This window comes from Paenibacillus sp. FSL R5-0908, assembly GCF_038006245.1.
Classification (GTDB): Bacteria; Bacillota; Bacilli; order Paenibacillales; family Paenibacillaceae; genus Paenibacillus_AQ; species Paenibacillus_AQ odorifer.
In genome coordinates this window covers 3,977,657-3,990,308 of sequence record NZ_JBBOUV010000001.1, presented here as the reverse complement: position 1 = coordinate 3,990,308, position 12,652 = coordinate 3,977,657, and the positions used below count along the sequence as shown (strand labels likewise).

General features: G+C 46.2%; 9 protein-coding genes. 1 reads left to right on the top strand and 8 read right to left on the bottom strand.

The genetic code is table 11. The annotated features are described in order from the left end of the window. Genes MKZ09_RS18070 through nikB form a run of 6 tightly spaced genes read right to left on the bottom strand, consistent with a single transcriptional unit; the run spans nt 1 to nt 5,921 of the window. A complete protein-coding gene (locus tag MKZ09_RS18070) occupies nt 1-756 on the bottom strand; it encodes a class I SAM-dependent methyltransferase (RefSeq protein WP_256719132.1) in 756 nt (251 codons plus the stop codon). Beyond that, a complete protein-coding gene (locus MKZ09_RS18065) occupies nt 753-2,426 on the bottom strand; it encodes a nickel ABC transporter substrate-binding protein (protein ID WP_076133105.1) in 1,674 nt (557 codons plus the stop codon). The genes MKZ09_RS18070 and MKZ09_RS18065 overlap by 4 nt, the downstream gene beginning before the upstream one ends. 18 nt (nt 2,427-2,444) lie before the next feature. Next, nucleotides 2,445-3,293: an ATP-binding cassette domain-containing protein gene (locus MKZ09_RS18060; protein ID WP_076201235.1), complete on the bottom strand. Its 849-nt coding sequence runs from the start codon at nt 3,291-3,293 to the stop codon at nt 2,445-2,447. A 38-nt stretch (nt 3,294-3,331) separates the two neighbouring features. Further along, a complete protein-coding gene (locus MKZ09_RS18055; protein ID WP_076133109.1) occupies nt 3,332-4,117 on the bottom strand; it encodes an ABC transporter ATP-binding protein in 786 nt (261 codons plus the stop codon). Continuing rightward, nucleotides 4,114-4,950, bottom strand: coding sequence for a nickel transporter permease (gene nikC, locus MKZ09_RS18050; RefSeq protein ID WP_143767277.1), 837 nt, complete (start codon nt 4,948-4,950; stop codon nt 4,114-4,116). Before nikC ends, MKZ09_RS18055 begins: the two co-directional genes overlap by 4 nt. Nucleotides 4,951-4,982: 32 nt before the next feature. Further along, the gene (gene nikB / locus MKZ09_RS18045) at nt 4,983-5,921 is read right to left on the bottom strand and encodes a nickel ABC transporter permease (protein WP_341041144.1); all 939 of its coding nucleotides are present in this window, start codon (nt 5,919-5,921) and stop codon (nt 4,983-4,985) included. Between the two features lie 239 nt (nt 5,922-6,160). On the opposite strand from nikB, the gene MKZ09_RS18040 reads away from it, so the two are divergent. Continuing rightward, nucleotides 6,161-6,835 carry a hypothetical protein gene (locus MKZ09_RS18040; RefSeq protein ID WP_081394138.1) on the top strand — a complete coding sequence of 225 codons (675 nt, stop codon included), beginning with the start codon at nt 6,161-6,163 and terminating at the stop codon, nt 6,833-6,835. Between the two features lie 137 nt (nt 6,836-6,972). On the opposite strand, the gene MKZ09_RS18035 is transcribed toward MKZ09_RS18040, so the two are convergent. After that, entirely contained in the window at nt 6,973-10,269 is a 3,297-nt protein-coding gene (locus tag MKZ09_RS18035) for a chitinase N-terminal domain-containing protein (protein WP_076201241.1), read from the bottom strand. A gap of 352 nt (nt 10,270-10,621) precedes the next feature. Further along, nucleotides 10,622-12,544, bottom strand: a complete 1,923-nt coding sequence (locus MKZ09_RS18030) for an AraC family transcriptional regulator (protein WP_076201244.1) — start codon at nt 12,542-12,544, stop codon at nt 10,622-10,624. Between the last annotated feature and the right edge of the window lie 108 nt (nt 12,545-12,652).

The window sequence follows — 12,652 nt, the reverse complement described above, 5'->3', positions numbered from 1 at the left end:
TCACTCCTTCTTGGCAAATATCATGAACCGATTTACATTCTGGTAACCGTATTTCAAATAATCTAGCGGCATTTCGCGGGCAGGGATAAAGTTTCGGTGAACATCTATGGTTCGGAACCCGGCCTGTTTCAGCGCTGTCTCGTCAGCTTCAGGCCGTAATACATTAACAAATGGCAACTCGCTTAGCAGGCTTTTATCTTGACTGCTTCGCTGGCGGATTCTTTGTTCTGTGAGCAGAATCAGTGTCCAGGACAAGGCATACCAAAGTCTACGGAATACCGTCTTGCTCTCTTTATACAAATAGTTGCCGTCAAAAACAATGAGGGTCCCACCCGGTTTTAGAATCCGGTACCATTCCGCATAAGCCCTCTGTGGATCAGGCAGCGTCCATACCACATCCCTGCACACCACCGCATCAAAACTATCCTCTTGCTCCATATGCAAGTCAGCAGCATCAGCGACATAAGCTGGAACTTTGTATCCATAACTCACAAAATTTCGTGAAGCTCTATCTATCATTCCCTGAGAGACATCCACTGCTATAGGCAGATGACCCATCTGTGATAAGAGAATGGAGAAAAAGCCAGGTCCTGTTCCCACATCCAACACCTTTTGCTGGGGGGTTGTTCCCAATCCTTTAATAAGCAGCTGTTTCCAGAGGTTTATGGTTTTTTTTCTGCGGAATTGAGTCTTTATGACTTTGTCATAACTCTCCGAGCTTGAAGTCCAGTATTTCGAAATCTCTTTTAACATCATTTTTCACCTATGTCTAGCTGATTCCAGAAGATCGGCGTAAAGGTGGTGTACCCCGCCTTAAATCCGGTCACTCTTTTATTTATTGCCATGATATCGTCAGGGAAATAAATAGCTGTAAACATAGCCTCCTGATACAATTTGGAGAAAATGGAGTCATATGCGGTCTGACGTTTCTGAATATCGGTTGTTCCTACTGCTGTGTCAATCTGTGATTCTAGTGCAGGATCAGACCATACGACAGCAGTTGCGTCAGCTGTTTTATGAAATAGGGACAGCAAGAATGCATGCGGATTATAGGCATCATCATAAGTCCGGTACATAATTAGATCATAGGCTTTGCTTGTCCATAAGGCATCGTAATAGGCATTCGGCTCAAGAACCTGAAGATTCACTGTAATGCCAATCTCCTTTAACTCGGACTGAATCAGTTCACTAATGGACTTCCATTCGGGATATTCAGCCTGCTGCAGTACAAAATTAAGCTCAAGCGGCGTTCCGTCCTTCTGCACCATTCCATCTCCGTCCGAATCCGTGTAACCGGCAGCTGCTAGCAGCTGCTTCGCTTCCAGCGGATCGAAGCCATACCATGTATTATTGGATTCCGTCACATAAGGAACCGTCAACGGGAACAGACCTTGGGCTTCACTGCCGATACCGTCCATTAGATCATCGACAATGCTTTTTTTATTAATTGCCAAATTGATAGCTTTGCGCACATTCAGATCTTGAAGTGCAGGCGTTTTGTAGTTAAAGATCATGAAATGAGAGTTTGTTCCTTGTGATTTTTGCAAGGTCAGTGTAGAATCCGCTTCAATCACTGGCACGCTTTCGACTGGAATCTTTCCCATTTGTCCCCCGGCAATATCAACATCTCCAGCTTGCAGCGCTAGTACTCTGGACTGTGGATCAGGGATTACCTTTAAAATAATTTTCGACAGCTTCGGCATTTCTCCCCAATAATTCGGATTTCTGACGAGTACGGCTTCCTGATCTGTTTTGTAGCTCTCAGCCATCCATGCGCCAGTTCCAATCGCTTTGATGAATTTACCGGTAATATCTCCTGCGGGTTCTACAGCGGAAGGGCTGATAATTCGGACCGGTCTTGCAAAGGATAACTCGGTTAAGAAGGGATAATACGCTTTGTTGAATGTCATTGTAATCGTATGTTCGTCCACAACAACAAGGGATTGCATCGCAGTTGCCACATTTAACGAATTGGCTGGATCCTTAATCCAGCGTTCGAAGGAGAATTTAACCGCGTCGGCATTAAACTCCGTACCGTCAGAGAATTTGACGTCATGGCGAAGATGGAATGTATATACTTTCCCATCTTCTGAAATATCCCAAGACTCCGCAAGCGACGGCAGTATTTCGCCTTTTTCACCATACTCCACTAACCCCTCATATATCATCGCGTGCACATTCATCGAACCATCATAGGCACCGGCATCCAATCGGTCTATACCGGCATCAGACGATATAGCAACAGTGACTGTCTTGTCCTGAGCTTCAGATCCTTGTGCAGCTTCATTATTGGCGGTATTATTGGCTCTAGCCGTAGAATTGCTGTTATTACTGTTGCTGCAACCTGATATCAACATAACTATTACAAGAAGCATAAAGAATAATGATTTTGATAATAGGTTTTTTGTCTTAGGGTTCGTTGTCATTCTTGGTACATCCTTTCTCTACTTAACATCATAGGAATGGCTGGGTTGCCACTCTTCTTCCAGTCTCTTCTTTCTTAAGCGGGGGTCCTGCACAGGTACCGAGGAGAGCAATGTTCTTGTATAAGGGTGGTCTGCTTGCTGCAACATGGTTGCACCCGATTGCTTCTCCACAATTTCTCCTTGACACATCACAGCCACACTGTCGCAAAAACGATTTACAACTGACAAATCATGTGTAATAAATACATAGGATAATCCCAGCTCATGCTTCAACTCCTGCAGCAGATCCATCATTTGCTTTCGCAGGGTGACGTCGAGACTCGAGAAAGGTTCATCACAGATAATCAGCTCCGGCCGCAAAGCGATCGCCCGCGCAATTCCGACTCTTTGCTGCTGTCCGCCGCTGAGTTCATGCGGATAGCGGTGAATATGCTGCCGTTCAAGTCCCACAAGCTCAAGTGTGTCTGCTACCGTGGCCCTGCGGGCTCCAGCCTTCCTCTCTCCATAGTTTCGAAGAGGCTCGCCGATAATCTGCTCTACCGTAAACAACGGATTAAATGAAGCCAGACTGTTCTGAAACACCATCTGCATCTTCCTGCGGATCATGCGCATTTCGCTGAAGCTCCAATCCGTATAATCCTCGTTTCGGTACATAACTCTTCCGGAGGATGGTTTCTCAAGTCCCAGCAGAAGTCTGGCCAAAGTGCTCTTACCACAGCCACTTTCCCCCACTAGTCCAAGGGTTTCACCTCTCTCCAGACTGAGAGACAGGTTGTTGACGGCATGAACACTTCTGGCATTACGTGTGAACCACCTCCTTTCCATCCCATATTTCTTGTTCAGGCTTATCGCTTCCAATAACTTCAAGATCACCACGTCCCCAAAAAAATGTAATATTTCCGTTGTTATCTGCACTCCATTAAGTATTTAGTATAGGGATGCACGGGATTAGTAAAGAGTTCAAACACATTGCCTGATTCCACAATCTTCCCGGACTTCATCACATATACATAATCTGCCAGCTCCGCAACAACGCCAAGATCATGGGTAATTAATAGGATACCGACATTGTTAGTCCATCTGACTCGGTCTAGCTCTTTAAGAATCTGGGCTTGAATGGTTACATCCAATGCCGTTGTAGGCTCATCTGCAATTAGCAATTGTGCACCGGATACCAGTGCGATGGCGATCATTACTCTTTGACACATACCACCGCTAATTTGAAAAGGATATTTATTGAAAACCAATTCAGGATCGCTGAGCCCTGCTTGCTCCATCTGCCTCATGGCAAGCACCTTTGCTTCTTTTCCCGATATACGCCTGTGCAGTTTAATCGTCTCCATGATCTGCCTGCCAATAGTAAGTACCGGATTCAGCGCGTTCATAGGATCTTGAAAGATAACAGCCATTTCTGTTCCCCGAAGCTTCCGTAACTGACGGCTGGAGCATATACGAAGATTGTTACCCTTAAGCCAGATTTCTCCACTCTCAACTAAGCCTGGAGAATCTAATAATCCTAATATGGACATTGCCGTAACACTTTTACCGCTGCCGCTCTCGCCTACAAGTGCGACAATCTGTCGGGATTTCACCTCGATACTGACATCATCAACCGCTGTAACTTTATAACTGCCTGTGTGAAAGCAGGTGCGTAAATGACTGACCTTCAGCAGTACAGACTCTGCCATCATGTTCTGGCCCCCCACTTTACTGCAGAATCGGAAGCACGCTCTGGCTGTCGCAAGCCTTCTCCCAACAGATTAAAGCCCAGAACCGCCAGCATGATCATCATTCCCGGAAATAGCATCAACCGCGGCTCTGTTTGAATATAGGCACGGCTGTCGTTCAGCATTACTCCCCATTCCGGTGTAGGCGGCTGAGCTCCCAAACCCAGAAAGGACAAACCCGCAATGGAGAGCATAATCGTACCCACTTCCATAGAAGTAAGAACCAGAATAGGCCGGGCTGCATTCAGCAGAATATGCCTGAAAATAATTTGTAAATGAGAAGTGCCTGACGCTTTGGCCGCTGTAATATATTCACTTTCCTTGATTTGAAGGACCATGCTGCGTATCACTCTGGCATACCCCGTCCACCAGACAGCAGCAAATGCGATTAGCAGATTCTTCATACTGGGACCTAACATGGCTGTAATAGCAAGGGATAGGATTAAGCTGGGAAAGGCAAGTAATATATCTATAATCCGCATAATCAAATGATCGATCTTGCCGCCAGCGTAACCTGCCAGTAAACCAACAGGGATGCTAATCGCAAAAACAGCGATCAACACCATAAACGAATAATTCAGGGAGGTTCGGGTCCCATAGATTAATCGGGATAAGACACAGCGTCCCAGATGATCCGTACCGAGCGGGTATTGCCAGGAAGGCATAGCCAGTTTGTGTTCCATGTGAATCTGCAGCGGATCGGAAGGTGAAAGCCATGGGGCAAAGAGTCCAATGCATATGAACAAAAGTACTATGCCCGCTCCGAACCTTGCTCCCTTATTCTTAAATAAGCTAATACGAAATATGACAATCCGCTCCTTCTAAATCGTCACCGCAGCCTGATTCGCGGATCCAGCAGCAGATGTAATAAATCCACTGTCAAGTTAATCAGGACAACGACAACAGCCATCCATAATACGTAACCCTGAATGACAATATAGTCTTTCGCAAAAATCGCCTCAATGGCATACTTACCGATTCCCGGCCAAGAAAATATAGTTTCAACAATAACAGAACCGCCCAATAGCCCCGCTATGTTAACCCCAAGGAGGGTAAGACTCGGAAGAAGTGCATTACGAAGTGCATGCCGAATGATTATTCTCCATTCCTGCAACCCCTTAGCTCTAGCTGCTGTGATATAAGGCTTGCCCAAAACGTCTAGAAGACTGGAACGAATCAAGCGGATGTAGACTCCTGCCATACCAAATCCTAGTGTGAGAGCAGGTAGAATGACACTGGATACCCCATCCATTCCCATCACAGGAAACAACTTAAACTTCACCGCACCATAATAAATCAGGAGCAGACTTAGCCAGTATCCCGGCATTGAAACACTGAGTAGTGCACATACTCTTCCCAGTCGATCAAGCATTCTACCCGGATATAATGCAGATCCAACTCCTATCGGCAGGGCAATAAAAATAGCGGACAATACGGAACAGGTACTGAGCAGTATAGTTGCCGGAAAACGACTCATTAGCTCTGTGAACACTGGACGACCGCTGCTGTAAGATAGGCCTAAATCTAGGTGGGACACCCGGTTTAACCAATGAAAATATTGCTTATGTACAGGACCATTCAGACCAAGTGTATGTCTGGTCGCCTTAATAGCTTCCTGCGTAGGTTTGATGCCGTCAGCACGCAGCATGATCTCCGCTGGATCACCTGGTGTTAAGTGCATCAGCGCAAAGGTAATGCAAGAGATGCCGAGCAGCACGGGGATGAGCTGCAATAAGCGTTGCAACAAGTATCGATTGATGGCATTCAACTCCAAATTCTTAATCGTAATAATTACGATTATAGCATAATCTTTTTAAATTAATAGTCTTAATTTGATTTATTTCATGTAGGACATAAAAAAATCAACCCCTATTAAATGAGTTGATCTTTAAACATTTGGCCTCTGCACAGTCGCAACTTTTTTTCGCAATAATATTGTCAAATCCTTAATAATCATGTCATTATAAGTAGGTTCATATTAAAAATAACTATAAAGGAAGTGTGTATTTGAATCGGTTCAATCTAGTCCTCATCTATGTTTTATCCATCATGATAGCTTTTCTTCTAGGAATTTACGTGGCCCCTAGCGTTGAAACACGCTTGAATGGGCAGACTGTGGCAAGTAATTCCGTTATCGAAGAAATACCGCCTAGTACGGCAGATAAAGCTGCTATTGCTGCTGAATCTAACACTACTGAATCCAATCCTACTGAATCTTCACCTTCCCCGGAAGCCGTTGTCTTGGAAGATATGCCTTCGGACGATGATACCGGACCCGCCGGTGATGACTCTGTAGAACTGCCAGCAGCAGATACCCCATCCGGGCAAGGGATTGGTGCGCCCTTAGAATTCAAGTATAGTACGAACTCTGCTGATGCTGTTAAGCTTACCTGGGAAGCTGACAACTTAACTGGAAAAAGGATCAATTATTACACAGCCCACATCAGCACGTTTAATCCAGTAGGCGATCCTTCCAATGATCAGCTGAACGGCAAGAGCAGCTTTTCGCTTAAATATGTGGGGCCGGTCGAGCCCAATGATACTTTGTTTATTTTCAGTGATTTTACATATCAGAATACAATACATACGATTATTATTGACCAGCTCACACTTCAATATGATGATGGTACTATCGAGACCTTCGACTATGGTTACGAAACTACCGATGATAGCGGCCTATAATTCATATGATTTGCAGCCCTGGTGCTAACCAGGGCTTTTTGCGAGGCGCAATTGAGCTAATGGTAATGCAAAAAACGAAGAGCGGCCTGGAATCCGGCGCTCTTCGTTTTTTACTGTTATTGTTACTGCCATTCTGTTTAGCGGATGACCGTTACCTTGAGCGTATCACTGGCAGTTACTCCCGCCGCGTTGACCAGTTCCGCCCGATATTCGTACACGCCGGCAGTGCGTCCGCTGATGGTGGTGGCTGCACTTTGTGCCGAAGGCGTATGGGCATTCAGCGGCTGCGAGTCGATGAGCTCTCCGTTTTCATACAGGCGGTATTCTGTAGCGTTAGTCCCCCACCACAGATTCATCGACACCTTATAGGTGCCATCTCCGTCCCAGTTATCTTCGGACAGAATCGGCTTGCCCGGTGCGGAGTCACTTATCGTGACCGTAAGCGGATCGCTCTTGGTCGTGCCATATTTGTTGATTAACTCCGCAGTGTATACATAAGTGCCGTTTACCTTGCTATGAAACTCTGTACTTGCCGTCTGGGCTGCTGGCGATACATCCTTCAGTGTCTTAGAATCAATCAATGTGCCGTTCTCATAGAGTTTGTAGCTCGTGCCGTTATTCCCCCACCATAGGTTCATGGTGACCGTATAGTTACCATCACTAAGTCCATTAGCATAGCTGCTGTTGGAGGAAAGATCAGCTTGTCCTGGCTTACCAGTCGCAATCACTTGGCCGCCAATCACCTGGAACGTATAGCTCTTTTCAGTCGTATTGCCGGCTGCGTCATGTACGATGTATTTCACGGTGTGGGGGCCGGCGCCTAAATCGGCGGCGCTTAGGGTCTGGCCCTCGGCAATCGTTCTCCCATCTAATAGAAGCTGTTTCGAGGTGACACCTGATAATACATCGTCAGCAGTCAATTCAAAGTTAAGCTGTGCTCCTTCTTCTACATCTCTCACCTCATGACCGGATTCTTTCAGTGCGGCAACCGGTGGAGCTGTATCAATATTGAGGTTTAACGTCTTGGGATCTTCCGTTTTGCCTTTTCCCGGCACAGCATGGTATGTCAATGTATGCCGCCCGTCTTCCTTTAGGTCCACAGGTGTACTGTACTCAGCTTCCTTGTTGCCGTTAAGCGAGTAATAAACATTAGCTGTATCTGTATTCGCCTTCAGGGTAACGGTGACCGGCTGATTAAACCAGCCGGAAGCATTTGGCTCGGCAGACAGCGTTGCCGTTGTTACCGGAGCTCCCTCTTCAGCTGCTGCAATGAAGTCATCGAGGCTTCTCGGCTTGAGCTGGTAGATGCCTTTAAAAATTGCGGCAACACCTGTGATATTAAGTTTCTGCCCATCTGTATAAGGGAAGTTATCCTTAGTAATGCCTGTCCGGGCATCCACGCGCACATGATTGCTTGTCCCTTCGGCGTTGACGGCGTCGAATTCAAAGGAGCCGCTTGGCGTAGCGTTGATAATGTTCGCCACTGTTACACCGTTCAGTTGAAGCAATTGGCCTTGGTTGGCATCATTCACCATGCTCGCCGCAATCGGCTGCGGCAGTGCCGCCGTGCCCGTCTTCGCAATTTGCACTGCTTCGGTTAGCTCCAGCTCTGTGTTGTACAATGCGGTGGACGCTGTTACCTTGACCTTATCGCCCACGTGAAAGCCGCTCTGACTCTGGAAGACATAAACCCCACCGGTTCCATCTTGGAGATAGAAGGACTGTCCGCCAAAGATACCCGGCTCGGTCGTCACGGTCCCCTCCACCGTTACCAGTGATCCGGCTGCCTTAGCCCGGGAGTCGCCGATAGAGATTGTAGCCGGAATGGGATCTTCCTCAGCCGGAAGCGGTTCAGCAGGAACATTGCCCAGCGTCACCGATTCAGTCTTGAGGTTTGTACTGTTCTGGCGGAGGCGCAGATTAGATGCAGCTGTGGTGCCCGGCTTGATCTGGATCGTCAGGTCCTTGTAGGCATGACCGTTCAGATCAGCCGTCAGATTGAATGAGGAGCTGTAGCCGTAGCTGCTTGGCCAGGTGCCGTCGCTGTTTTGAATCTTGGCGATTTGGGCGCCACTGCTTACCTGGTAGACACCTACCTGAAAGCCGGAAACGCTTGTACCTGCTGGAAGATTATCTGCACTCACCCGAATCTGAAAATTCTGTGCATTTGGCAGCACAGCCTGGTGCGTGAAGTTATAAACCGCACTTGCAGTGGCTGCCGGCCCGCCGTAGGAGCCTGCTTTGAAGGTGCTGCGATCATACCATTTGTAGCCAGCATTAGGTTGAGCCCAAGGCTCCGGTTGAGGCTCAGTGGACAGCGCTGGCTCCTCGAATGGCAGCAGGGCTGTCGGCTGATCTAGCGTCAGGCCATTCACCTGGGTGAAATCCGTATAGCTCTCCTGCTCAGCGAGCCAGTTGACGGTGTTAACCAGCAGTGTGGCATCGTCCACTTCCTTGAAGCCATCGTAAGTTGTTTTCTTGGCGCCGGTATCTTCGCGCAGGTATTTCGGTGTTGCATCCTCTACAGGAGATGAGTCACCGATGAAGGCCGCCTTGCCGGCGCCTTTTTTCGCGACTGCCACATAGGGACCTTCTGCCACACCGCCGCCGTTATAGACCCCCTGGTCTACGGCATTGGCCCAGGCAGCATTGGTTTGCGGCAGGTAGACAATACCTTTCGCACGGGCTGGGTCTAGAATGGCCAGCGTGGAACCGGCATGCATAGCAACCGCTGATACGCCCGTTGTAATGCCGAAGGCTTGATTGGGAGCCACGATGTTGGTTGCGTTAATGTCGCCAAGCGCATTGTAGCGGAAACGGACACCGAACTCGTCCGCCAGCCAGTCAGAGCTAACTACACCCTGCATGGCTGCAGAAGCGACCTCATCGGCATTCATGCCTTTGGCTGGGTTGTCCCACGCTCCACGGCGGTAGCCGTTGAAAGCTTCAGAACCATCCCAGCGGTTTTTGTTGCGGTCGGCGTTATAATGGTCGCCGATGAAGAAAATACTGCCGCCATCCTCCACATATTCCGCCATCGCAAGCTGCTCGCTTGCTTTGTAGGGCACGTTGGATTCGGCGACGATGTAGACATCATAACCGGAAAGATCACTCAAAGTAATTGGAGTCGTCTTGCGGAGTTCTTTGACATAATAGCCTTCCTGGGCAAGGGCATTCCCAAAGTCTGAAAAAGCGCCGTCAATCACCCAATCGGCTGCTCCCGCAGTCTGCTCATGGGTGTTGTCAAACAGGATCTTCTGGCCTGCATGCTCATTGACCACTTTGGCCTCAATGTACGGTGCAGGATCGTTTGGTCCTTCTGCGAATACCGCCGAACCGGCTCCGAACGTGAACAGCTGAAGTGGTACGGCCACCGCTACAGCTAGAGTGCTGTTCATCAGCCTCTTTTTCCAAACTGAATTCTTCTCCTTCATACCCTTCCTCCTCAAGATATAGTCCGGTGAGTAATTACCATAAATACCCACCCGCTTGACATCTACTATCCTATCTCAAAACAATTAAAAAAAAGATAGATTTATGTAAACTGCTGTAAAAATTATACTTTTGGCCTATAAAACGGGTCGAATATAGAAAGGGTATTATGAAAAAAGTCACAGTTGCTGAGGCTTATGATGAAGGATTGGACTGTAGGGTAATAGAATAAAAAAAGGCGAAACGGATAAAATGCTCCATTTCGCTCTCTTCCTATGCCGCCGCTGGCAGTTTCTGCTTGTTGTCCTGGTATCAATATTCCAGACACATCAGGGCTTAAGTATATCTATTAAACTATTTACTAGTGCCAAGTAACAAATTCACAATCGTATCAAGCTGAAGCTCTAATGAAAAAGGATCCTCCATTACGAATTCATCATGATAATTATCGCCATACAAATAAACTTTGCCATTTTTCACTGCAGGGATGCCTTTCCATATGTTACTTTCCATTGCTTTATTGGTTGCATCCGCATCGCCATTATATACAAAAACATAATCACCTAAATATTCTGGAAGCACTTCAAGTGAAATGGATTCAAACCCCTCCGCCATATTTTTGGCACTTTCTGTTGGAGGCAGCTTCAGCATATTGTATATAGTGGAAGAACCATAATTTCCTCCCTTTGCCGCTAAGACGTACACGGCTTTTTCTGAAAATGAAACAACCGAAACGGTTCCCCCTTCCTTGATAACCCCAGCAAGTTTCGACTTTGCTTCAGCTACTTTCTGTTCATATTCCGTAATCCATTCTTCTGCTTCTTTTTCTTTTCCGAATATTTTGCTTACACTCCTAAATTTATCAAGCGGCCCTGCTGTTTTTAACCCCTCCCAATAAGGCAGAAAAACAGTGGTCCCAATTTTCTCATATTGTTCTATGTTCTCATCGATCGAACCGATAATTAAGTCCGGATCTAGCATCGTTAATTTTTCCAGATTTAAAGGGAAATCCCCTAAATCCTCAATTTTCTCGACCGTTTCTTTAGGGATGTCTGCTTTTTCCATCCAGCCTTCATCCAGCATAAACGTTCTTGCTCCGATGGGTACAATTCCTAATTTCAATAAATGTCCCATATATTGGTCAGCTGCCACTCTTTTCGGCTCTGCTGGTACTTCCACATCTCCCTTAGGTGTTGATACTATTCGAGTGTTCGTACTTTCTTCTGATGTTGCTTGATTTACGGTTCCATTCCCATTACTTTGTTCCTTCGTAGCAGTACCCGTCCCGCTTGAGCAAGCACCTAATAATAGAGAACCGCAAAGCAGTAAAGCCGCCGTCGTCTGAGAGTGTGTCATTTTAAACATAGGTAATTCCCCTTTTTCCGTATTATGATAATGATTATCATTATTAATATACTGTTGAACGATGGGTTCAAAAATAGAGGATGTGGGGAAGTTTAATGGACTTTCAGCAACTTTAGGCCGCTGTAACTCTCTTGTTCTAAAATGTGCAGGGGATTCACCTTTTCTTTTCTTAAAAATTCGGCTGAAATAATATACGTCTTTATAACCAACGCTTGCTGATATTTCTCCGACCGAAGCATCTGTTGTCATTAAAAGCTCCGTTGCAAGTTCAAGCCGAAACCGAATTAAGTAATCAATCGGGCTCATACCTGTGTGCTCTTTAAACAAGGATGACAAATGATAAGCACTGAAATTAAATACTTCCGCAAGAGAATCTAATGTAATGGGCTCCGCATAGTAGTCCTGAATGTAGGTGATTACCTGGACTGCAACACTGGTTTGTTTCACCTCAGTCTCTTTTCTATGTAATTCATTTAAGACCTGATGAATAAATTGATAAAAAAGTGATTTTACGTTGAGTCTCTCTTCTTGCTCGTTCCATTTTTGATACATCAACTGCATTTTGTTATAAAGTAAAATGGGTGCATCAGGGGAAAAACAATATTGTAGTTGAAACAGATCCTCCTCTTGCATCCATGCACGGTAATAAATGATATAGTAAACAAAATTTTTGCTTGTCGGAACAATATTAAGGGTCGCTCCTTTCCCGCTATGCAGGACATGAAATCCTGTAAAAGAAAATTCAGACTGATCTAACTGAACATGAGCGCTCCCTTGTGCCGAAAGTAAAAATATATTGGCAGGAATCTTATACTTATGAAGAATTTCCCCCTGAACCCTTTCAATACGGCGCACATCCAATAACTTGACCGTCGCTTGGTCCCAAAGCAATATTTGATTGCTTTTGTGCATAATGACTACCCCTCCGTTATCTGTCTAATCCTCATCATAAATGATAACCATTATCAATAACAGTCAAGATATTTAACTTAATAACAAAAATCCGATCGCCCTATAGGG